Below are 22,392 nucleotides of genomic sequence, written 5' to 3' on the forward strand. Positions count from 1 at the left end.
CACGTGCAGTGCTCTCGGTTTCATCATGGCGCTCACGATTCATGCGCAGCCTCATTCATCAGCATTTCCAATCGTGAAGATCGGAAAGAAATCTTTTCCTGATGCTGCGCTGCCGTGCAGTATCCTGCCCATGCGCCGCCTTTGCGTCCACACCATCACCACCAAGCCGCTGAGCCTTGAGGAATGCCTTGTCGAATTCCCCAAGCGTGGAGTCAGCGGCATCACCATCTGGCGGCAGGCGCTGGAGGGCCGTGATCTGGGGGCGGTGGCGCGGCAGACGCGCGAGGCTGGGCTGGACGTCGTCAGCCTCTGTCGCGGCGGCTTTTTCCCGGCGGCCACAGCGACGGGCAGACAGGCGGCCATTGATGACAATCTGAAAGCCATCGAGCAGGCGCACGCCATCGGCGCGCCACTCATCGTGCTGGTATGCGGGGCGGTGCCCGGCCAGCCGCTTGTTGAGTCGCGCAAACAGATCACCGATGGCATCGCTGCCGTGCTGCCTGCTGCGGAGAAGGCGGGGGTGAAGCTCGCCATCGAGCCTCTGCACCCGATGTATGCCGATGATCGCAGCGCGGTGAACACCATGCGTCAGGCGCATGAGATCTGCGATGCACTGGGCTCGCCGAAAAGTGTCGGCATCGCGGTGGATGTGTACCACGTGTGGTGGGATCCCGAGCTGAAGGAGCAGATTGACCACGCTGGCAAAACCGGCCGCCTGCATGCCTTTCACATCTGCGACTGGAGGACGCCCACCATCGATCTCCTCAATGACCGCGGTCTCATGGGCGAAGGCTGCATCAACATCCGCGAGATCAGCGACTGGGTGGATGCCACCGGTTTCACCGGGCACCGCGAGGTGGAGATCTTTTCCAATCGACTCTGGAGCGGAGATCAGCGCGAGTTTCTCGAGAAGATCGCTGCGAGCTATGCACAACTTTACGCATGAAAGCCTGCATTCACTTTTTGCTCATCCAGCTCGCCCTTGGGGTGTGTCTGTCCGCAACCACTGCAGACACCGCGCTGAGTCCGCTCCTACTGCGTGACCAGTGGCGGTTTGAAGACCCAGCCGCATGGGGGTGGGAGGGGGATGGAGCGGAGACGGCGCTCGTGCTCAAGAAGCCTTCGCAGTACAAACCGAAGTTTCGCAGGCCCTTCAATCTTGCCTGGTTTGACGGTGCTGAGTGGTACTCCTTTACACTCACCTGTGAAGCGCGGCTCGACGTCTTCAACAAAGGCAACAACGACGTCTGCATCGCCTTTGGGTGCGTGAGCGACTCTGAGTTCTACTACGCGCATCTGGGCGAAAAAGCAGATGGTGTGCACCTGCAGCTGCATGTGGTGAACAACGCCGACCGCAAAGCCATCACCAAAAAGCGCGCCGAGACTCTGCCATGGCAGCCCGGCCACTGGCATGCCATCAAGCTGGTGCGCGATGCCGCATCTGGCAGCATCCAGGTTTGGTTTGATGGAAAGCTGGTGCTCGAAGCCAGTGACAAGACCTTTGGCAAAGGCCGCATCGGTCTCGGTTCCTTTGATGATCTCGGCGCGTTTCGGAACGTGATCGTAACTCCAGCCGCAGCCGCCTCGGCAGAGGCTTCCTCTCTTTGACCCAATCCCCCTTTCTAACTATGAACACACGCAGAATCGGCATCATCATGAACGGCGTCACCGGACGCATGGGTACGAACCAGCACCTGATCCGCTCGATCAAAGCCATTCGCGACCAAGGCGGACTCAAGGTCAGCGACGACCTCGTCATCATGCCCGACCCCATCCTCACCGGCCGCAATCATGATAAGCTCAAGGCCCTGGCGGAGCGCACGGGCGTGACGCGCTACACCACCGACATCGACGCCGCTCTGGCCAACAAGGAAGATGAGATCTTCTTCGACGCCTCCGGCACGCTGCAGCGTGCGGGTTTTGTGGAAAAGGCAGTCAAGGCAGGCAAGGCCATCTACTGTGAAAAACCCACCGCCGTGGAAACGAGCGAGGCGTTACGTCTGGCCAAGCTCTGCGAAGACGCCGGTGTGAAAAACGGCGTGGTGCAGGACAAGCTCTGGCTCAGTGGCATACGCAAATTCCGCACCCTGCGGGATCAGGGCTTCTTCGGCCGTATCCTCAGCGTGCGCGGTGAGTTTGGCTACTGGGTCTTCACCGGAGAAGATGCCGACCAGCCCGTGCAGCGCCCCTCTTGGAATTACCGCAAGGAAGACGGCGGCGGCATCATCGTCGATATGCTCTGCCACTGGCGTTATGTGGTGGATAATCTCTTTGGCAAGGTCAAGGCCGTGAGCTGCCTGGGTGCAACGCATATCCCCCAGCGTCTGGACGAGCGCGGCAAGCCCTACGCCTGCACCAGCGACGACGCCTGCTACGCCACCTTTGAGTGCGAGGGCGGAGTCATCTGCCAGTTCAACAGCTCCTGGACGGTGCGCGTGCGTCGAGACGACCTGCTGACCATGCAGGTGGACGGCACGCACGGCAGCGCCATCGTGGGCCTGCGCAAATGCTGGGTGCAGAGCATCGGCACCACGCCGCGCCCGACGTGGAATCCGGACATTGACCAGCCGATCAATTTCTTCAATGGCTGGCAGGAGGTGCCAGACACCACCACCTATGATAATGCCTTCAAGATCCAGTGGGAGGAGTTTCTCAAGCACGTGGTGCTGGACACACCCTTCCCATGGACGCTGCGCGAGGGTGCCAAGGGAGTGCAGCTCGCCGAACTGGGCCTGCAGAGCTGGGAACAGCGCAAATGGCTGCCGGTGGGGGATCTTTGATCCGTCACCAGCCCGCGAATAATAATCACGGGTGCCTGTTCTGAGACATTGCGCAACTCCGGTGCGTGGGCCAATCTGCGCGCATCGAATGTTGCGCGCCGTAGGTCGATACACACTCTCCATACTCCATGAGCTGGGAGACTTTGCCCTCTTCACAGGGCAGTCCTTTCGTGCCGCAGCTGGTGCCCGGCGGCTCTGGCGGCGTGTGGTGCGTGCTGGTTTTGAGCAGGGCGTGCGCTGCCTGCCGGTCATCCTGATCGTGGGCATGTTCACCGGGCTGGTGCTCGGCCTGCAGGGGTATTATGTGCTGAACCGCTTTGGCTCCGAGGGCCTGCTGGGCACGCTGGTTTCTCTCAGCCTCATCCGTGAGCTGGGGCCGGTGCTGGCAGCTCTCATGCTGGTGGGGCAGGCCGGATCCGCCCTGGCAGCAGAGCTGGGCATGCAGCGGAATACCGAGCAGATCGCCGCACTGGAAACCATGGGTGCCAGCAGCCATGCCTACCTCGTCACGCCACGCCTGCTGGCCGCGCTGGTGGTCTACCCCATGCAGACAGCTCTCTTCATCACCATAGGTCTCTGGGGTGGCAGCCTTTCGGGCTCGATGCTCCTGGGGCTGGAGCCAGGCATCTATTGGTCGGCCGTGGAGCGCGCCGTGGAGGCTCCGGATGTGCGCGAATGCTTCACCAAGGCGGCCACCTTTGGGCTTCTGACCATCGCGCTATGCGCGTATCATGGCTTCAATGCCCACCTCTGCAGCACGGCCACCGGAGCACGTGCGGTCAGCGCCTCCACCACGAGGGCAGTGGTCCAATCCAGCATCATCGTGCTGGCGGCGGATTACGTCATCACTTCCTTCCTGGTCTGAATCACATGGGCGCTGACACCACACCACTCCTGCTCAAGATCGAAGGCCTGCAAAAAGGCTTCGGTGGCAATGTGGTGCTGGACGGCGCATCTCTCGACGTGCCGCGTGGCAGTCTGGTCACGGTGCTGGGCCGCAGCGGGGCAGGGAAGTCGGTGTTGCTCAAGTGCCTAGCCGATGTGGTGCAGCCAGATTCCGGCAGCATTTTCTTTGACGGCAAACCGCTCGCTACAGGAGATGCCGCCGCCCGGGCGGACTTCCGCAGGCGCTGCAGCTTTCTGTTTCAGAGCAATGCACTCTTTGACTCTCTGACCGCGCTGGAAAACGTGGAATTGCCTCTGGAGCAGACCACCTCTGTGCCCGACAAGGAAATTCGCGAGCGCAGCCTTGAGGCCCTGCGGCAGCTGGAGCTTGAGGCTTACAAGGACCACTACCCCAGCCAGCTCTCCGGCGGCATGCAGAAGCGCCTGGCCCTGGCACGTGCCATCGTCACCCGGCCGGAGCTGGTGCTCTTTGATGAACCCACCGCCGGGCTGGACCCGCTGCGGAGGAATGCCGTCTTTGCCATGATCGCCAAATACCAGCGCCAGTTTGGCTTTACCGCCCTGGTTGTCACGCACGACCTCACCGAGGCGCTGCTGGCCAGCGACCGCGTGGCGCTGCTGGACAAAGGCCGGATGTGCTTTGAAGGTACGCCGGACGAATTCTCCGCCTCCACCTCCACTGTGGTGGGGGATTTTCGAGATAGCGCAGCCGCACTTGGCCGTACACTTGCTTCCATCCGCCGTGGCGAGGCTCTCCAACCCGAAGACTCATGAAACAATCCAAACTGGAACTCTATGTAGGCCTCTTTGTGCTGCTGGGGCTCGCCGCTGTCGTTTACCTCACGGTCAAACTCGGCGCGGGCCATATGCTAAGCGGAGATACCTATGTAATGGAGGCGCGCTTTTCCAATGCTGGAGGGCTCAATACCGGCAGCAGCGTGCTGGTGGCGGGCGTGCCGGTGGGACGGGTGGAGGGTATCCGAGTGGATCCCGCCGACTATAGCGCCATGGTCACCCTGCGGGTGCAATCGGGCCTGAAACTGCCCACAGACACCATGGCCTCGATCAAAACCACCGGCCTGATCGGTGACAAATATGTGGCACTTGCGCCCGGCGCAGACGAAACTTATCTTAAAGCTGGTTCGCGGATCACAATGACCGAGTCCTCGGTCGATTTGGAATCGTTGATTGGCAAGATGGCTTTCGGTAGTGTTGAAAAAGGCAAAGAATCTCCCCCTCCAGCTCCATGACCCTGCGTTTCCTGCTCCCAGTCCTGCTTTTAGCAGCACCCTTTACTGCCAGTGCGCAGCTGGCTGATGCGCAGTCCAAGCTCAAGTCTGCCGTGGCGGAAGTGCTTTCCGTGGCCGACCGCACCGGCAATCGCAGCGCACTGCCCAACAGCCTGCGTCCTGTGCTGCAGAAGCACGTGAGCTTTGAGACGATGACCAAGCGCGCTGTGGGCCCAGGCTGGCGGCAGTTCAGCCCAGCCCAGCAGCAGCAGGCCACCGAGCTCTTCTCCACCCTCATCATCCGCAGCTACAGCAGCAAATTCACCCCTGGAGAGCACCCGGACATCACCTATCAGCAGGCGTTGCAGCCGGCAGAGGGGCGTGTGGATGTGCCCACCAACATGGTTTACAAAGGCAGCCACTACAACGTCGTGTACCGCATGGAGCAGGTGCAGGGCTGGCGTATCACGGACGTGGTCATCGAAGGCGTCAGCCTGATCGCCAACTATCGCAGCCAGCTTGATGCCCAGTTTCAAAAAGGCGGAGCCAACGCCGTAATCAGTTCACTTTCGCAATCTGTCTCCCGTCCACAATGAAATACCACACATCCACACTCCGGCTGCTGTTGCTGGCCGTCTCCCCGCTGCTCACTGATTGCAGCATGACTGCGGACAAGAAAGCTGCGCAGCCCATGGCTCTGGCAGAGACCTCCACGATAGCCCCAAAGGGCAAAGGTGCTCCTGCCAAAGCAGCGCCAGCCAAACCGGGAGACGAGGAGGTGGACGAATATGCCACCAAAGCGGACATCTATGACCCGCTCCAAGGCGTCAATCGTGCGTTCTTCTTCCTAAACGACAAACTTTACACCCTGGTCCTGCGCCCCATCGCCAAAGGCTATAATTTCATTCTGCCCCGCCCGGTGCGTAAGGGGATCGACAATGCCTTTGAGAACGCCAAATATCCCGTGCGTGTGGTGAACTGCACGCTGCAGGGCAAGTTTAAGCGTGCCGGTCAGGAGACTGCCAAGTTTGCCGTCAACACTGTGGGTGGTGTGGTGGGCATCTTCCGTCCTGCAGAAAAGATCCCCTCTCTGGCCAATCTGCCTGACGAGGACACCGGCCAGACGCTGGCCAAGTGGGGTATCCCGCACGGTGCCTACATCGTCTTGCCTGTTCTAGGGCCGTGCAGTGTGCGAGACGCCGTCGGCCTTGCAGGAGACTACGCCCTCAATCCTGTGAACTGGCCCTATCTCTACTGGTATGGCAGCAGGTCCAAGCACGATTGGACCATTGCTCCACCGTCTGCCAACACGCTCCGCACCATCCCGACACAGATCGACAGGTATGACACGATCACCAAGGATGCGGTGGATCCCTACCTCTCCGCGCGCAGCGCCTATGCTCAGAACCGCGATGAAGCGGCCAAGAAGTAGCCCTCTCTGCTGATTCCAGACTCAAACGGAGTCTGGTGCTCCCAGTTCAAAGCGGCTCGTGCCTTCAAAGCATGGGCCGCTTTTCGTTTGGTCTGTAGCAAATCCTGGGGCTGTTGAGTTGCTACAGGTTTCGTAGGATGCCTGTTGTAGGCGGCCCTCTTTTTGCAAAGAGGAACACGTGCCTGGCAGATACGCCTAATCAATCTCGTGCAGGAAGCGCACGAGGGACGTTTTGCAGATCTGGGCCGGAGAACTGCATCGCCTCATCGTAAATTCGGCTGCGGGTGCTTTCGACCTCGTTGGAGGCATCGAGAGGATCGTCTGAGCGCACGATGCGGGGCTGGATGAAGACCAGCAGCTCATCGCGCGTGGTCTGATCCTGCGTAGTGCCAAAAAGATGACCCAGAACGGGGATGCGGCTCAGGCCGATCACGCCGTTTTTATTCTTGGTGGTCTTCTCTGTGATCAGGCCGCCGAGCACGACGGTGGCGCCGTTTTTTACCGCCACCTCCGTCACCAGCTCCTGGGTGCCGATGGTGGGCACGGTGTTGCCGCCGATGGTCTGTGAGCCGACGATGTTGTCATTGATCTGGGCGATTCGCAGCGTCACCTCGTGGTCGGAGTTGATCAGCGGGATGACTTCCAGCTTCAGCACTACATCGCGGTAGGTCACGCTCACGCTGGTATTGGCCACACCGGCGGAGAAGCCTCCATTGGTCAGGATATTGGCCGGCACCGCGATGCGCTGGCCGGAGGAGATGACGGACTTGGCGGCGTTCTTGGCATAGATGCTTGGCGTGGCCAGCACCTTGAAGTTGTTGTTGTTGTTGATGACCTTGATGTAGTTGCTCAGCGATCCCAGCTGGCCGTAGAAGTTGAGCTGACCAAACTTGGCAGGGAACTGGATGATGTTGTTGTTGGTCGTCGTGGTGGTGCCGCCGGTGGAGGTGGTCACGGCGCCGTTGCGGTTGACGCTGAAGTCATTGAGCAGCTGGAGGAAATCCATGCCGTAGTTGAGGTTCTTGCCCAGGCTCAGCTGGCCGATGATGGCGGAGATGTAGATCTGCTGCGGGCGCACATCCATTTCCTGCAGCAGCTGGTCGATGCGGTCGATATGCTCTGGAGAGCCGGAAACGATGAGACTGTTGGACTGCGGATCGGCGATTAGGAGTGTTTTTCCCACCACCATGGATTCCGGCGCACCGACATCCTCGGGATTGTCCAGCAGGGAACGATTGGGATTGGACCCGCCCTGACCACCGCTATTTCCAAAGATGCCACCCAGCCCGTTGCCCGATCCGAAGCCTGAGCTGTTGAAACCGCTGCCGTTATTGCTGTTGCTGGCGCTGCTGCGGTTGGCGTCTGTGGAGGGGGAGTTTGAGCTGGCACTGGTGCGGCGGCGGCCACCACCACTGCCTCCGGGGGCGCCTGCCACAGCACCGTCGTTGTTGCCCTGGATGTCGGTGTCCTTGGCCAGGGCATTGTAGGCCACGGGCAGGAAGTCCAGTACGTCCAGGTACTTCAGGCGGCGTTTGAGGAAGTTGGAGCCGTCGCTCTGCTTATCGAGCTTCTGCACCAGCCCCTTGATGTAGGCGATGTCCACCGGGCGGCCGATGACCAGCAGCTCATTGGTGCGGCGGTAGGGGAAGACCTTCACGCGTGCACCAGCCGGATTGGTGGCGGCGGTGCTGCCAGCCGGACTGGCGGGCACTGCGGGGGCGCCAGGGCGTGCAGTGGGATTGGGCACTGCAGCGGCATTCGGCGTGGCGTTGGATGCCGCAGACTTGGCCATCTTCGATTTCTCCTCCTGCTCAAAGATCTCGTTCACGATCTCGGCCACCTGCTCCACATCCGAGCGCTCTAGCTTGATCATTTCATTGGAGGTTTCCGTGGGGGGGACGTCGATGATCTGGGCGATGTCGCAGATGCTGCGGATGGTGGCGCTGTTTTCCGTGATGATGAGCGCGGTGTCGTTGGAAACCGGTGTCATTGCGCCATAGGAGTGCAGTTTGATGACCTGCTGAAACGCCTTGGACGCCTCCTCAGCGGAGAGATGCTGCAGGGGCAGCACGTAGTGGCAGATCTCCTCGCTCAGTGGCAGGTCGTGCAGAACGTTATAGACTTTGAGCCCGTCGGCCGTGGGGCTTTTGCCTCCGGCGTGGTTGATCAGCTTGGCTGTGGTGGCGTCCACGTTGATGATGGCGTAGCCGTTGAGCAACAGAGTAGCTTCGATGAAGGCGACCGCATCCTTCTTGGTGAGCATCTGCGGGGAGATGATGCGCAGCATTTCCCCCTGCAGGGCGGAGTCGAGGATGAGCTTTTTGCCCGTGAGCTGGGTATAAAAAGGGATGATGGCCTGGATGGGGGCGCTGGGGAAGTTCACCTTAATGGTGGCCCCCTCTCCCACCGGCACGTAGCCTCCGTTCCCAGGCTGGGCCGCTGGCAGTGGCGCGGTGGGAACGGCGCCTGGAGTCTGGGCCTTGCTCGCCTGGCGCATGCCCAGGATCAGGAGCACCAGCAGCATGGCAGTGCGCAGCCTGGCTGGCAGTTGAGAAGGGTGGTGGGACATATTATTAAAATTACGGTCATTATATTGAATTTAGACTTAGCGGCAAGAGATTTGGTTAATATCTATTAAAATTCATGCTTTCTGGACGCGCCTGAATGGGTCTTGCAAGACCTCCCGCCTCATGGATGATCGGGCGCATGATCTCCATTCAGGGTCTCACCAAGCGCTTTGGCGCTCAGACTGCCGTCGATCACCTGACATGGGAGGTGCCTCCGGGGAAAATCGTGGGACTGCTGGGGCCGAACGGGGCAGGGAAGACCACCACCCTCAAAATGGTCACTGGCATGCTCCAGTCAGATGAAGGCACCGCCCTCGTCTGCGGGGTGAATGTGGCCACCCACCCTATGGAGGCCAAGCGCCTGCTCGGTTTCGTCCCTGACTCCGGCGCAGTGTATGAGTCCCTCACCGGGCTGGAGTTTCTCCTCATGATCGGCGCGCTCTACGGCATCTGCGAGGAGGAGGCCCGGCCGCGCATTCGGCAGTTTCTCGATTTCTTCGAGCTCGATGAGCAGACGCTCTCCTCCAAATTTCTCGGGGCCTATTCCAAGGGGATGCGGCGCAAGGTCGTCATCACCGCCGCGCTGCTGCACAATCCCAAGGTGGTGCTGCTGGACGAGCCGCTGGACGGGCTGGACGCCAATGCCGCCGTCGGCTTCAAAGCGCTGCTGGAAACCCTGGCGCGTGAGGGCAAGACCATCGTGTACAGCTCCCACGTGCTGGATGTGGTGGAGCGTGTGTGCGACAGCGTGGCCATCATGGCGCAGGGCAGGCTGCTGGTGGAGGGTTCGCCGAAGGAACTGCAGCACCAGCATGGTGCGGACACGCTGGAGCAGCTCTTCACCCGGCTCACCGGCCTCAGCGGGCTGGAGGCACGCGCGGAGTCCTTTGCCAAAAACATGCTGTCATGAGCGCCGCCGCAGAGACTCCTCCTGCACTGCCTGCGCCTGACAAGGTGCTGCGCAGACTTTTCTGGACACTGCTCTTTCGTGGCCGCACCACGCAGCAGGCCGGGGCGCACAGGACACGGCGGCAGGTCGGGCTCGGCTTCACTCTGTTGATCTACGCAGGCGTCGGCATCATACCCGCCTTATATGCGCGGACATCGGACAGCTTTGTCTTTGCCACGGCGCTCCATGGCTTCACTTTCATGTTTGCCTCGCTCACGCTGGCCTCCAGCGCAGGCACCATGCTCTTCATGAAGGAGGAGGCGGAGATCCTGTTGCATCGGCCAGTAACTCCTCAGCAGATGCTCCGTGCCAAATGCGCCGTGCTTGCGGGCTTTGCACTCCTGCTCGCGCTGGCGCTGAATCTGGCCGGACTCATTACCGGGCTGGGCAGCAAGGGGGCCACATGGCGCTTTATTCCTGCACATCTGCTCTCCATGACGCTGCTCATGGTCTTCTCCGCAGCGGCCATTGTGCTTGTGTACAATGCCTGCCTGCGGTGGTTTGGCCGCTCGCGGCTGGACAACCTGCTGGCCTCGGTGCAGTCGCTGCTCACGGTGGTCATGGTGCTCAGCGGGCAGGTCATGCCGCGCCTGCTGCAGATGGATGCGATCAAGAATCTGGATCATGTAGGCGGCTGGCTGCTGGCGCTGCCTCCGGTGTGGTTTGGCGCGCTGGATGCGTTGATCGGTGGCAGTGTCTTGGATCAGTCCGCTTTGTGGTTTCCGGCAGGTCTGGCCGTGGGAGTCACGGTTCTCACCAGCTGGCTGGCGCTGGAAAAGCTGGGTGGTGCCTACGGCCAGGGGCTGATGAACCTGAATGAATCCGCAGGCTCGTCCAAAGAGAGCACCAAGCCGCGCGGCGTGTGGCTGGCCGCCATCGTCAAACTGCCGCCGCTCTGCTGGTGGCTGAGGGATCCCGTGGAGCGCGAGTCGTTCAAGCTCACCACAGCTTACCTGTTTCGCGACCGGGAAATCAAGCTGCGGCTCTATCCCGGCATCGCACCCATGCTCATCATGCCGCTGGTGATGCTGTTTTCCGGGGTGAAGGGCGGAGCAGAGACTGCGATGGTGATGCAGGGCTTTGCCACCTGCTTTCTAGGCATGATCTCCCTGCAGGCCATGCTCTTTCTGGGCTGCTCGGAGCACTGGCGCGCCTCTGCTTTCTTTTACGTGACACCGCTGCGGCACTGGACACCGCTCTTTCATGGCGCACGCAAGGCCGTGCTCTGCTGGCTCAGCTTTCCCGTGCTGCTGCTGCAGACCACGCTGCTGGCCGGGCTGCAGCATTCCTGGCTGCCGTTTCTGCTCAGCCTGCCAGCGGTGTTCTTTCTGCCCGCCTTCTCCCTCGTGACCGGGATCATTGGCCAGTGGCTACCGCTTTCAAAGCCTTCCGAAGAGGTCAAAAACTCCACGACCGGATGTGCGATGATGGCCGTCTCCATGGCGGCCGCAGGCATCATCGGCGGGCTGGCCAGTTGGATGTGGCACATCGGGCATTTCCCTCTTTATCTCATGCTGGAGGCGCTGTTGATGCTCGGCCTCTCCTTCCTGCTGAAGTATCTCATGCGCGACACGCCGTGGGTGCCGCAGAACGAGTGACTCTTTTTCGTTTCCCCGCGCCTCTTTGCAGCTATTCAAAGCACCCGCCATGACCCACGCCGAAGCCGCCAGCCGCGCCGCCTTTCTCAGCTCCGAACTCCACCGCCACAACCGCCTTTACTACGTGGAGGCGCGCCCTGAGATCAGCGACCAGCAGTTTGATTTGCTGCTGAAGGAGTTGCAGGAGATCGAGGCGAAGTTTCCAGACCTGCAGACACCGGACTCACCCACGCTGCGTGTCGGCGGCGCACCGCTGGAGGGATTCACACAGATCACGCACACAGTGCGCATGATGAGCCTGGACAACACCTACTCCGAAGAGGAGTTGAGCGCGTTCTTTGCACGTGTGCAGAAGGGCTTGGGGCGTGAGAAGGTGGAATGCGTGATCGAGCCCAAGGTGGACGGCGTGGCCATCACCGTACGCTATGAAAACGGCGTGCTCAAATACGGTGCCACCCGTGGCGATGGCCAGACGGGTGATGACGTGACGAACAACCTCAAAACCATCAAGCGCCTGCCGCTGCGTCTCCCAAAGGATGGTCCCCAGACCTTTGAAGTGCGTGGCGAGGTGTTCATGTCCAAGGCCGGTTTTGCCAAGCTAAACCAGGAGCGCGAAGAGGCAGGTGAGGCCACCTTTGCCAATCCGCGCAACTCCACTGCGGGAACGTTGAAGCTGCTGGACCCCAAGATCGTGGCCAAGCGCCCTCTCGACATCGTCTTCTACGGTCTGGCCGAGGCAAGCGACGTGGAGTCTCAAAACGAGGTCTATGCCCTGCTGGACGCCGCCGGGCTGCGCAAGGCCGACCTCATCTGGCAAGCCGACAGCGCGGAAGGTCTGCTGCAGGCCATTCGTGAACTGGATGAAAAGCGCAAATCACTCCCCTATGAAACTGACGGTGCCGTGATCAAAGTGAACAGCTTTGTGGATCAGCGCGAGCTCGGCGTCACCAGCAAGGCGCCGCGCTGGGCCATCGCCTACAAGTACCAGCCCGAGCAGGCGGAGACCAAGCTCCTGGCCATCGACATCCAGGTGGGCCGCACGGGTGCACTTACACCCGTGGCGCGGCTGGTGCCCGTACTGGTCAGCGGCAGCACCGTCAGCAATGCCACACTGCACAACTATGAGGAGATCGAGCGCAAGGACATCCGCGTGGGCGACACGGTCATCATTGAAAAGGCCGGCGAGATCATTCCTGCCGTCGTCTCCGTGAAGAAGGAACTGCGCAGTGGCGATGAAAGCACGGTGGCCGCACCCACGCATTGTCCGGTGTGCGGCACTGCCGTGCACAAGGATGAAGAGCAGGTGGTCATCCGCTGCCCCAATCCGCACTGCCCCGAGGTGGTGAAGCGCCGCATCGAGCACTTCGTCAGCCGTGGCGCCATGGACATCAGCGGGCTGGGAGAGGCTGTTATCGCGCAACTGGTGGATTTTAAGAAAGCAGATGGTTCGAGGCTGGTGGCCGATGTGGCTGATATCTATGATATGGATGAGCTGTCCCTGGCACGGCTGGACCGCGTCGGCACCAAGAGCATCGACAACTACCTCAAGGCCATCTCCTCTAGCAAACAGCAGGATCCGTGGCGTCTCGTCTTCGGTCTCGGCATTCTGCATGTTGGCGCAGGTGGCGCGCGCAAGCTCATCGAGCACTTTGGCGGCATCGACGCCATCGCCAAGGCCAGCGTCGAGGAGCTCATGCAGTGTCCTGACATCGGCGAGATCGTGGCTGTCAGCATCCACGCCTGGTTCCGTGAGGCAAACAACATCACGCTGCTGGACCGCCTGCGCGCTGGGGGGCTCAATTTCACGCAGAAAGCCGTCGAAGCCGCTTCCGACAAACTCAACGGCACCACCTGGGTCATCACCGGCACCTTGAGCCAGGATCGTGAAACCATCGCCGACACCATCCGTGCCAACGGTGGCAAGGTGAGCGGCAGCGTCAGCGGCAAGACGACCTATCTCCTCGCTGGTGAAGATGCAGGCAGCAAACTCGACAAAGCCACCAAGCTGGGCGTGAAGATCGTCAACGAGGCGGAGTTTCGGGCGATGCTTTGATGCCGTGAACAACTCAGCGCTTACTCATCCGCCTGTGCCTTAAACTGCTCCAGCAGCGCATGCAGTTGCTGCGGTGTATGGGCGGCTTTGACAGCGGCTATAGCCTCGTTGGCCAGGGTGTCGCAGCGTTCGTTGTCGGCGTGACCGGCGTGGCCTTTCACCCAGTGCCAGCGGATGGTATGACGGGCGGTGGCGGTGTCCAGCGCACGCCAGAGGTCGGCGTTTTTCACCGGCTGCCTGGTGCTGGTGAGCCAGCCATTGCGCTTCCAGCCCGCGATCCACTGGCTGATGCCCTGGCGCACGTACTGGGAGTCGGTGTGGAAGTCGATCTCGCACGGCTCCTTGAGGATGCGCAGCGCCTCGATGGCGGCCTGCAGCTCCATGCGGTTGTTGGTGGTGGCGGGCACGCCGCCTTTCAGTTCGCGCACATGCTTGCCATACACCAGCACCGCAGCCCAGCCTCCCGGGCCGGGGTTGCCATGGCAGCCACCGTCAGAGTGAATGACGATTTTCTTCACGCCTCGGTCTGGTTGGAGTCCGCCGACCATTCACGCATGCGGCGGTCGATGAAGAAAGGCACAAAGGGCAGCAGCGAGACGATAAAGACAAACACCGCACGCTTGAACGGCCAGCTTGTGTGCATCAGCACACGATAGAGCGCAAAGCAGAACACCACGAACAGGCCGCCATGCACCGAGCCCGCGATCCTGACCGCCATCGGCATGCCCATGGCGTACTTCAGCGGCATGGCGATGAAGAGCAGGATCATATAGGAAACAGCTTCCAGCAGGGCGACCGTGCGCAGGAATGAAACGGGGTTTTTCATGGACCGTGGCTGTAGCACGACTTCGTGAATCACCGAAATGTTTTTGAGTCTTTATACGCCTCCGGCTGGCGCGTGCCTCAGGCGGCGCTTGCGGATGGCCAGCACATCCCGCGCCATGCGGAAGGAGTCACGGATCAGATGCACATGCCCACCTGGTGTCTCATGCCAGGCGATGGAAACCTCCTCAAACTCACAGCCGCTGTCATGCAGCGCGGCCAGCAGCTCCACATCAAAGGCAAAGCCATGAATATGCAGCGTGGGGGAGATGCGCTGGTAAGCCGTGCGGGGGATGAGCTTGAGCCCGCACTGGCTGTCGTGGATGGGGATGCGCAGCAGTGTGGCCACCAGCGTGCCAAAGATGCGTCCCATCAGCCGGCGCTTCCACTGGCGCTGCACACGCGGGCTAGTCTGGTCCCAGCGCGAGGCAAACAGGGCCGTTTCGGGTCTGGGCTGCTCGCGTGCCAAGCGGATAAGATGCGCCACCTCCGTGGCGGAGCAGGAACCGTCTGCATCCACAAAAGCCAGCCAGTCCACCTCCGGTGCCTGGTCCCATCCGGCATAGACTGCACCGCCCTTGCCAAGGTTCTGCGGCAGAAAAAGCGGCGGATGCAGATGCTCATGGACGAGGCAGAGTGGTGCGATGATCTCGCGCATGCGCGCTGCCTCCGCTGCATCTGATCCATCCTCCACCACCTGGATGGTCACGCCGCCCAGATCATGCACCACCTCGCACAGCTCCGCCAGAAAGGGGCCGATGCGCCCGCTTTCCTGGTAGCATGGGATCACGAGATGAACGGTGGCTGACGGCATGCAGTGGCTGGTGTAGATGTTCAGCAGAAACATGCTGAGGTGAAAGCTAAAACCGCCGTGGCCGTGAATCTTTCGCATCACTTCAGAGTTCTGGCATTGCAGGGCAGGCGGGTTTTATGTCTTTATCTGGGAGTTCGTCTTTCATGCGTTTTTTGCACTCCATCTTCGCACTGCTGCTGGTCCTGCTGCCGGCCTGCAGTTCGACAAACCGCATGCTCAAAGCCAGGCCGGTGGCTCTGTCGCCGTTTTTTGAGCAGCCATCTCTTGCCCAGGATGCCAGCGCGCAGCTCGGGTTTCAAAAGGTGTGGACCACGCCTGATTCCCGGGTGCTGGCGGCTGGCCGCGCCAAGCGCAAGCTTTACATCGCGCCCGTCACGCTGGGCTACCTGCGCCATGTGAATCGGGCCTTTGCCTCAGGAGAGGTCGCCTGGGGCGGAGTCAGACGGCAGGAAATGGAGGTTGCCATGCGTCTGCGGGATGAATTTGTGTCCGCCTTCCGCCGTTCACCTTCGCCTTACTACCGTCTGGCGAACCAGCCAGGCAAAGACACGCTCACGCTGCGGCTAGCCGTTATTGAGCTCAATCCCACCAGCCCCAAGGGCAATGCTGCGCTTACCATGCTGAAGTTTGTGGTTACCCCGGTGGCCGGGCTGGCCGCCTACTTCACCAAAGGCAACATAGCCATTGAGGGCAAGGTGGTGGACTCCGCTTCCGGGCGCACCTTTTTTCAGTTTGCTGACAACGAGAGCGACAAGCTAACCTTCATCAATGTGCGCGACTACCAGCCCTACGGCCACGCCGTGAACACCATGCACTACTGGGCCACTCAGTTTGAGCTGATGACGCGCTCCCCACACGGCTGCAAGGTTCGGGATTCAGGCTCCATCACTTTGCGGTTAAACTGATCGGCACACTCTTACTTCCTGCCAAACAGGCGGGTGAAAAAGCCGCGCTTTTGCTCCTGCACTGGCAGTGCCGCAGGAGGTGGTGCCACAGGCAAAGCCTTGGCCACCTCTACCGGGCGCGGCGCAGGCGGCGGGCCTTCAATGATGACCGTCATGCCCTTCGTGATCAGCTTCACCAGCCGCACCACATCCCAGTTGGCGGTGCGCATGCAGCCGTGGCTGGAGCTGCGGCCGATGCTCTGCGGAGAGTTGGTGCCATGAATGCCTATGCCCGGACGGTTCAACCCGATCCACATCACGCCCACGGGATTGTTGGGGCCGATAGGCAGCTGATAGTACGTGCTGCTGCGCACGCCGTATTCCAGCACGCTTTTGTCCCAGCGGAAGGTTGGCATCTGCGTGATGCCCAGGATGCGCCACGTGCCCGGCGGCGTGGCCAGATGCCCGCTGCCCGGAGTGATGGGCAGGCTGGCCAGCATCTTGTCGCCATCCCACACGCCCAGCAGCTTCTCTTTGGTGTCGATCTTGATCACACGCTGCTGAAATTCCGGCACCTCCGGCAATTTGGCGATCTCTGTCAGCTCCTCGATGAGAAAGGGCTGCACCGCAGGCACCTTCACCACATCTCCCGGCTTGAGGCTGTCCATTTTCATGGGCTTGTTGAGAAACTCCAGCAGCTCCGGCGCACAGTGAAAGCGCTCGGTCAGAAACTCCAGCAGCGAGTCATAGGGCAGGTACTTCTTCTTGCTCTGCTCAGAGGGCTGGCGCGGCAGTTCTCCCACAAATTTGAGATCCTCCTGCCGGATCGTGTAGCTGGTGTATAACTCGGTCACACTGGAGAGATCCAGATTACTGTCAGCCAGCTCCGTCTCAGGCATTCCATGAGAACTCTGGTAACGCTTCAGCGCCTTGGTGGTGAACTCTCCTGGCCGCCCGTCCAGCTTTCCTGGGCCAAAAAGCTGCGCATCCAGAAAGATCTGCAGCCTCAGGATGTCCTCCACTGGCTCCGTTGTTTTCGGCAGCGGATCAGGAATGTTCAGTCCAAACAACGGGGAGATGGACAGAAGAAAGGTGGAGGCGAGTGTGAGCAGTTGCTTCATGGAAAGGTGAAATACGATGCACACATGCGTGCAGGAGTCCGTGATTGAGTCCCGGCAAAAAGCACAGGTAAACACGATCTCGCAAGTGAAGATGCGCAGATACGAATCAGCTGCCGCCGCAGAGGTGGCTGAGGATGTATGCCGGAGAGGAGGGCGGGCTCAGCCCCGCACCTGCCCGTTGCCGTCCACCAGGTATTTGTAGCTGCACAGCTCCGCGAGGCCCATGGGGCCGCGTGCATGCAGCTTGTCGGTGGAGATGCCGATCTCAGCGCCAAATCCGAACTCGCCGCCGTCGTTGAAGCGTGTGCTCGCATTGTGCAGCACCACAGCGCTGTCCACCTCGTGCTGGAAACGCTCCGCTGCAGCGCGGTCGGCGGTGATGATACTGTCAGTGTGGTGCGAGCCGTAGCGATTGATGTGCGCGATCGCTTCGTCCAGCCCTCCTACGGTTTTCACCGCTAGAATGAGATCGAGATACTCCGTGCTCCAGTCCTCCTCCGTGGCGGCGATGGCGGGCACGCCCAGGTGCTGTTGCGCAGTGGCATCTGCGTGGATCTCCACCTTGGCCTCGGCCAGGCGCTGGCCCAGCAGCGGGTAAAACTTCGCCGCGAGACCTTCATGCACCAGCACTGTCTCCAGCGCATTGCACACGCCGGGCTTCTGGCACTTGGCATTGACGATGATATTGGCCGCCATTTCGAGATCGCCATCGGCATGCACATACACATGGCATACGCCGTCGTAGTGCTTGATGACAGGCATGCGTGCGGTGGCCACGACTTTTTCGATCAGTCCCTTGCCGCCGCGCGGGATGATGAGGTCCAGATACTGGTCCATCTGCGCCATGTGCTCCACGCTGGCGCGGTCGGTGAAGGGGATGAGCTGGATGCTGTCGGGCGGCAGACCGGCGCGCTCTCCGCCCGCCTGCAGGGCTGCGGCCAGGGCGCGGTTGCTGTCGATCGCCTCGCTGCCACCGCGCAGGATGGTGGCATTACCCGTTTTGAAGCACAGGGAGGCTGCATCCGTGGTCACATTGGGGCGGGACTCAAAGATGATGCCAATCACGCCGATGGGCACGCGCACCTTGCGGATGTGCAGACCGTTCGGGCGTGTCCAGTCGGTCAGCTTTTCACCCACGGGATCAGGCAGCAGCGCCACTTCGCGCACGGCGTCGGCAATGGCCTTGAGGCGCTTGGGATCCAGCGTCAGACGGTCGATCATGGCCTTGCTCAGGCCGTTCTGATTCGCGCGTTCCAGATCCTTGGAATTGGCGGCCAGGATTGTTTCCTGCCGTGCCATGAGCTCATCTGCCATGGCCACGAGGATGGCGTTTTTCTGCTCGGTGCTCAGTTTGACGAGGGCGTAGGAGGCGGAACGGGCGCGGCGGCCCATGTCGAGGATGGCGGACTTGATTTCGGAATCGGTCATTGAAAATGAAAAGGGCTGGCTGGGAAGCGGTGCGGCGCTGTGAGCTTACTTGGAAGGAACGGCTCCTTCGGGGATCTGGACGTCTTTGCCCAGCAGGTGCCGTGCGTTGAAGGCGTACATGCGCTCCACCAGCGGTCCGCTCAGAAAGACATGGCCTCCCTCGGTGCCTGTCAGCAGAATGGAGGGGATTTTGGCGGTGTCGAGCGCCGCATCCAGCTCCGTGGCCTGGGAGTAGGGCACCACATTGTCTTTGTCCCCATGAATGATCAGGAAGGGGGCGTCATCTGGCGTGATATAGCTTATGGGAGAGGCCTTCCGCGCCTCCTCCTTGTGATCCTTCAGGGGGCCACCGATCAGCTTGGCCAAGGGGCCGGTGGGATCATCCGGGTCGATGATGCTCCCCTTGCCGCCAAAGGTCAGGAAGTCGGACGGGCCGCAGAAATCCATGACGCATGTCACCCGGCTGCTTTGATCAAGGTGCTGGCCCAGTTCGCCCTCCAGCTCCTTCACACCACCGGTAAGTCCCAGCATGCTCACCAGATGCCCTCCGGCGGAGATGCCAAAGGCGGCGATCAATTCGGGATCGAGGTTGTAATCCTGCGCGTGGGCTCGCAGCCAGCGGATGGCGGCCTTGCAGTCGTGGATTTGCGCAGGCCACTGGTCCTGGCTGGTCAGGCGGTAGTTCAGACTGGCTCCGGCGTAGGGCGTGCCACCTTTGATCAGGCCCAGCAGCACCTGGGCATCGTCCTTGCTGCCCGCCGACCAGCCGCCGCCGTGGATGTAAACCAGCAGCGGGCGCGGCTTGTCAGACTTGGCCTCGGGTAGATAAAGGTCCAGCATCTGGCGTGGATCGCCGGCACCGACGTAGTCGAGGTTTTGCACCCTCCGGTATCCCGGCGGCAGCGGTGCCTTCTGGCATTGGGCCAGAAGGGGGAAGCTGAGGGCTAGCAAAAGCAGGACACGCATGAGTGAGGCATTACTTAGACCCGCCAGGCGGTCAAAACAAGGGCCGGGTCAGGGTAGGGTGGGCGCTCAGACGAGTGTGTTGTCATCTTGACGCATGCTTAACCAGAACATACTGTCGAGATGATGAAATATCCCCACCACGCCCGCGTGCCGGTTCTCCTGGCTAGCGCCGTTTCATTCCTTGCTCTGACGACTGCATCCCCCGCCATCTGGCCATTCTCCGGCAAGAAGGACAAGGTGGTGCCGGTGGACAGCGAGCGCGACTCGCAGGAACTTGCCGCCTCAGATCTTTTCCGCGAGGCTCAGGAAGCAGACAACTCTGGCCGCACAGCCAAAGCCAAGGCCATTTATCAGAGCATCGTCAAACAATATCCCTTCACCAAGACTGCCGCCGAGGCTTCTTATCGCAATGCTGTCATCGTCCGCCACACGGGCAAGATGGACGACGCTTTCGAAGCCCTGCAGAATTTCATCCACACCTACCGCGACAGTCCGCACTTCAACGAGGCTCTCGAGCAGCAGTACGAAATCGCCGAAGAAGCCAAAGGAGGCAAAAAGCAGCCCGGCTTCCTGCTCATGCCGATGAAGATGAACTCTTCGGAGGTGATCAAATTCTACGAGAAGATCATCCAAAACGCCCCTTACGGCAAATATGCGCCGCTCGCCCAGTTCAGCATCGCTGAAGTACAGCAGGATCTGAAGGAAAAGGACAAAGCCGTGGCCGCCTATCAGAAGGTGGTGGAAAACTACCCCAATACCTCGCAGGCAGCTGAAGCTCAGTTCCGCATTGGTTCCATCAGCAACATCGCAGCGCAGCGCAGTGAGGACGCCTCCAACCTCCTTGCTGCCCGTGACGCTGTCCGTACCTACATCGCCTCCAATCCCTCCGGCGAGCGCAAGCAGGAATCTGAGTTGATTCTGAGCCAGGTGAATACCGCCGAGGCCAATCAATCGCTCACTGTGGCAAAGTTTTACCGCCGTATCGGCAAGACTAAGGCTGCCGCCATCTATCTGAACGAGGCGCTCAAATTTGGCTCTCCAGAAGTCTCCTCCGAGGCACGCAGCATTCTGGCAGAGCTTGCTTCCGCAGATCCCGATGGCGTGGCCAGCGTCAAGAAGGGTCCGGGACAGGACTACACCGTCCTCACGGCTGAAAATCTCAAGAGCCGCGACGATTATGTGGGCCCTCTGGCTCCGGAACTCACCCGCCTCGGCCAGAAGCCAAAGATGCGCACCGGAGACGAGGGCTTCATGCCCATCCCGCTGCAGGAGCCTACTCTGCCTGTCAAACCTGGTGCTGCCACTCCAGGGCCGGGATCGCTGCTGCCGCCGGTGCCTGATACCGAAAAGCCTGCTCTTCTGCCTGTGCCGCCAACGCCGAACGCCCCCATGCAGAAAGTTCCTGGCTCCTCGGCTCCGGTGCTGCCCGTGCCGCCACCGCCGGTCACGACCAAGCCTGCTTCATAATTCTTGCACGGGCATGGCAGCACGCCATGCTGATCCGGTCACTTCTTTTCTCTCTGGATGAAATCTATTTTTCTTCTGCTTGCCGCAGCTTTCTGCCTCATGCTTCCCGGCTGTGCTGGCTACACCTTGGGTGCTCAAAAGCCCGTTCATTTGCGCAAGATCACCAAGCTGGCGGTGCCTACCTTTGAAAATCTGACTTTGGAGCAGCGCCTGAGTTCACTCGTGACGAATGCACTCATCAAGCAGCTGCAAAACCACGGCTCTTACCAAATCGTGTCAAGAGGCGAGGCTGAGGCGGTCTTGGAAGGAAAGATTACCAACATCAACCGCACCCAGTTCCGCTCGGACATCAACAATGTGCTGCGTAGCTCACAGATCCAGGCTACGCTGGTATGCCCATTCACTATTCGCGAAAAAGAATCTGGCAAGGTTCTCCATACAGGCAATGCCTACGCCGACTCCTACATCATTCTCGAAGCCAACTTGCAGCTCTCTGAAACCCAGTTGCTCGAAGATGCGGCTCAGCGTCTCGCCTACAATCTGGCAGACCAGATCTCCGAAGGCTGGTAACCTGCAGCCTGACGTCCTTTCGCATGTCTTTGGAGACGGATTTACCGGCGGAGGAGTCACCCTCTGACGAGGTGGAGCTGTTTGAGCCAGTGGCCGCCAGCGGCCGTCTGGTTCCTGGTCTGCATCTCGTGGCCACCCCCATCGGAAATATGAGGGACATCACCCAGCGGGCGCTGGACACTCTGCGCACGGCGGACCTCGTGGCCTGCGAGGACACACGCCACTCCGGCATGCTGCTCAAATACCACGACATCCGAGCCCGCCTCATCAGCCTGAACGAGCATAATGAAGCCCAGCGCATCCCGCAACTGCTCGACCATGTCCGGCAGGGGGGCAGTGTGGCGCTCATCTCTGACGCCGGCATGCCCACGGTGTCGGACCCGGGGCAGCGACTTGTCGGTGCTGCGGTGGCTGCTGGCCTGCACGTTGAGGGCATCCCAGGCCCCAGTGCTGTGCTCACGGCTCTGGCGGCGTCTGGTCTGCCTACCACGCCCTTCTATTTTGGGGGATTTCTTCCTCATAAAAAAGGCGCCCGCACCACCGAACTGACCGCCGCCCTGCAGCGCGACTGCACCAGCGTCTTTTTCGAAAGCCCCTACCGTCTTGTAGACACCCTGGCCATCCTGGCGGATGCCGCGCCCGACCGCCGAGTTGTGGTGGCACGGGAGCTCACGAAAAAGTTTGAGGAATTCAAACGAGGTCCGGCAAGCATCCTGCTAACATATTACCAAACCAAGACGCCCAAGGGGGAAATCACCCTCCTCATCGCGCCGGTTGACCCTCCCAAGTGGTTGACCTGGTAATTC

22 protein-coding genes are annotated in these 22,392 nt (G+C 60.6%); 15 read left to right on the forward strand and 7 right to left on the reverse strand.

The features are described from left to right. Nucleotides 1-130 precede the first annotated feature (130 nt). The 8 genes from HNQ65_RS15705 to HNQ65_RS15740 all read left to right on the forward strand — a co-directional run bounded on the left by HNQ65_RS15705 (nt 131) and on the right by HNQ65_RS15740 (nt 6,347). The gene (locus HNQ65_RS15705; protein WP_184340563.1) at nt 131-946 is read left to right on the forward strand and encodes a sugar phosphate isomerase/epimerase family protein; all 816 of its coding nucleotides are present in this window, start codon (nt 131-133) and stop codon (nt 944-946) included. Continuing rightward, the gene (locus tag HNQ65_RS15710) at nt 943-1,608 is read left to right on the forward strand and encodes a LamG domain-containing protein (protein WP_184340565.1); all 666 of its coding nucleotides are present in this window, start codon (nt 943-945) and stop codon (nt 1,606-1,608) included. The genes HNQ65_RS15705 and HNQ65_RS15710 overlap by 4 nt, the downstream gene beginning before the upstream one ends. Nucleotides 1,609-1,628: 20 nt before the next feature. After that, nucleotides 1,629-2,780, forward strand: a complete 1,152-nt coding sequence (locus HNQ65_RS15715; RefSeq protein ID WP_184340567.1) for a Gfo/Idh/MocA family protein — start codon at nt 1,629-1,631, stop codon at nt 2,778-2,780. Nucleotides 2,781-2,868: 88 nt separating this feature from the next. After that, on the forward strand, nt 2,869-3,645 hold the full coding sequence (locus tag HNQ65_RS15720; protein ID WP_184340569.1) for an MlaE family ABC transporter permease: 777 nt from the start codon (nt 2,869-2,871) through the stop codon (nt 3,643-3,645). A 5-nt stretch (nt 3,646-3,650) separates the two neighbouring features. After that, nucleotides 3,651-4,460 carry an ABC transporter ATP-binding protein gene (locus HNQ65_RS15725; protein ID WP_184340571.1) on the forward strand — a complete coding sequence of 270 codons (810 nt, stop codon included), beginning with the start codon at nt 3,651-3,653 and terminating at the stop codon, nt 4,458-4,460. Next, complete coding sequence (mlaD, locus tag HNQ65_RS15730) at nt 4,457-4,936, forward strand: outer membrane lipid asymmetry maintenance protein MlaD (protein ID WP_184340573.1); 480 nt, start codon at nt 4,457-4,459, stop codon at nt 4,934-4,936. Before HNQ65_RS15725 ends, mlaD begins: the two co-directional genes overlap by 4 nt. Beyond that, a complete protein-coding gene (locus HNQ65_RS15735; protein ID WP_184340575.1) occupies nt 4,933-5,511 on the forward strand; it encodes a Tgt2/MlaC family protein in 579 nt (192 codons plus the stop codon). The genes mlaD and HNQ65_RS15735 overlap by 4 nt, the downstream gene beginning before the upstream one ends. Beyond that, nucleotides 5,508-6,347: an MlaA family lipoprotein gene (locus HNQ65_RS15740; protein WP_184340577.1), complete on the forward strand. Its 840-nt coding sequence runs from the start codon at nt 5,508-5,510 to the stop codon at nt 6,345-6,347. Before HNQ65_RS15735 ends, HNQ65_RS15740 begins: the two co-directional genes overlap by 4 nt. 199 nt (nt 6,348-6,546) lie before the next feature. Here HNQ65_RS15740 and HNQ65_RS15745 read toward each other — a convergent pair whose 3' ends face one another. Beyond that, nucleotides 6,547-8,916 (reverse strand): secretin N-terminal domain-containing protein, encoded by a 2,370-nt coding sequence (locus HNQ65_RS15745; RefSeq protein ID WP_184340579.1) that lies wholly within the window; start codon nt 8,914-8,916, stop codon nt 6,547-6,549. Between the two features lie 137 nt (nt 8,917-9,053). Between HNQ65_RS15745 and HNQ65_RS15750 the strand changes: the two genes are divergently transcribed. The 3 genes from HNQ65_RS15750 to ligA are packed head-to-tail and all read left to right on the forward strand — an operon-like array spanning nt 9,054 to nt 13,514. Then, nucleotides 9,054-9,824 carry an ABC transporter ATP-binding protein gene (locus HNQ65_RS15750; protein ID WP_184340581.1) on the forward strand — a complete coding sequence of 257 codons (771 nt, stop codon included), beginning with the start codon at nt 9,054-9,056 and terminating at the stop codon, nt 9,822-9,824. Beyond that, on the forward strand, nt 9,821-11,461 hold the full coding sequence (locus HNQ65_RS15755; RefSeq protein ID WP_184340583.1) for a hypothetical protein: 1,641 nt from the start codon (nt 9,821-9,823) through the stop codon (nt 11,459-11,461). Before HNQ65_RS15750 ends, HNQ65_RS15755 begins: the two co-directional genes overlap by 4 nt. A gap of 49 nt (nt 11,462-11,510) precedes the next feature. Beyond that, entirely contained in the window at nt 11,511-13,514 is a 2,004-nt protein-coding gene (gene ligA, locus HNQ65_RS15760) for an NAD-dependent DNA ligase LigA (RefSeq protein WP_184340585.1), read from the forward strand. A gap of 20 nt (nt 13,515-13,534) precedes the next feature. Here the strand turns inward: ligA and rnhA are convergent, their stop codons facing one another. The 3 genes from rnhA to HNQ65_RS15775 are packed head-to-tail and all read right to left on the reverse strand — an operon-like array spanning nt 13,535 to nt 15,228. After that, nucleotides 13,535-14,032 carry a ribonuclease HI gene (gene rnhA / locus HNQ65_RS15765; RefSeq protein ID WP_343076565.1) on the reverse strand — a complete coding sequence of 166 codons (498 nt, stop codon included), beginning with the start codon at nt 14,030-14,032 and terminating at the stop codon, nt 13,535-13,537. Beyond that, complete coding sequence (locus HNQ65_RS15770; RefSeq protein ID WP_184340589.1) at nt 14,029-14,340, reverse strand: DUF3817 domain-containing protein; 312 nt, start codon at nt 14,338-14,340, stop codon at nt 14,029-14,031. Before HNQ65_RS15770 ends, rnhA begins: the two co-directional genes overlap by 4 nt. 51 nt (nt 14,341-14,391) lie before the next feature. After that, the gene (locus HNQ65_RS15775) at nt 14,392-15,228 is read right to left on the reverse strand and encodes a glycosyltransferase (RefSeq protein ID WP_184340591.1); all 837 of its coding nucleotides are present in this window, start codon (nt 15,226-15,228) and stop codon (nt 14,392-14,394) included. Nucleotides 15,229-15,293: 65 nt separating this feature from the next. Here HNQ65_RS15775 and HNQ65_RS15780 point away from each other — a divergent pair, with 65 nt between their 5' ends. Then, nucleotides 15,294-16,055 (forward strand): DUF3313 family protein, encoded by a 762-nt coding sequence (locus HNQ65_RS15780; RefSeq protein WP_184340593.1) that lies wholly within the window; start codon nt 15,294-15,296, stop codon nt 16,053-16,055. 11 nt (nt 16,056-16,066) lie between these two features. Here the strand turns inward: HNQ65_RS15780 and HNQ65_RS15785 are convergent, their stop codons facing one another. The 3 genes from HNQ65_RS15785 to HNQ65_RS15795 form a co-directional block, all read right to left on the reverse strand. Beyond that, complete coding sequence (locus HNQ65_RS15785; protein WP_184340595.1) at nt 16,067-17,155, reverse strand: L,D-transpeptidase family protein; 1,089 nt, start codon at nt 17,153-17,155, stop codon at nt 16,067-16,069. A gap of 159 nt (nt 17,156-17,314) precedes the next feature. After that, the gene (locus HNQ65_RS15790) at nt 17,315-18,583 is read right to left on the reverse strand and encodes a glutamate-5-semialdehyde dehydrogenase (protein WP_184340598.1); all 1,269 of its coding nucleotides are present in this window, start codon (nt 18,581-18,583) and stop codon (nt 17,315-17,317) included. A gap of 45 nt (nt 18,584-18,628) precedes the next feature. Continuing rightward, a complete protein-coding gene (locus HNQ65_RS15795; RefSeq protein WP_184340600.1) occupies nt 18,629-19,549 on the reverse strand; it encodes an alpha/beta hydrolase in 921 nt (306 codons plus the stop codon). A gap of 120 nt (nt 19,550-19,669) precedes the next feature. Between HNQ65_RS15795 and HNQ65_RS15800 the strand changes: the two genes are divergently transcribed. Genes HNQ65_RS15800 through rsmI form a run of 3 tightly spaced genes read left to right on the forward strand, consistent with a single transcriptional unit; the run spans nt 19,670 to nt 22,389 of the window. Continuing rightward, nucleotides 19,670-21,016, forward strand: coding sequence for a tetratricopeptide repeat protein (locus HNQ65_RS15800; RefSeq protein WP_184340602.1), 1,347 nt, complete (start codon nt 19,670-19,672; stop codon nt 21,014-21,016). A 57-nt stretch (nt 21,017-21,073) separates the two neighbouring features. Then, nucleotides 21,074-21,586: an LptE family protein gene (gene lptE / locus HNQ65_RS15805; protein WP_184340604.1), complete on the forward strand. Its 513-nt coding sequence runs from the start codon at nt 21,074-21,076 to the stop codon at nt 21,584-21,586. A gap of 23 nt (nt 21,587-21,609) precedes the next feature. Then, the gene (gene rsmI, locus HNQ65_RS15810; protein ID WP_184340606.1) at nt 21,610-22,389 is read left to right on the forward strand and encodes a 16S rRNA (cytidine(1402)-2'-O)-methyltransferase; all 780 of its coding nucleotides are present in this window, start codon (nt 21,610-21,612) and stop codon (nt 22,387-22,389) included. Nucleotides 22,390-22,392: the final 3 nt, after the last annotated feature.

Origin of the sequence: Prosthecobacter vanneervenii (assembly GCF_014203095.1) — a bacterium.
Taxonomy (GTDB): Bacteria; Verrucomicrobiota; Verrucomicrobiia; order Verrucomicrobiales; family Verrucomicrobiaceae; genus Prosthecobacter; species Prosthecobacter vanneervenii.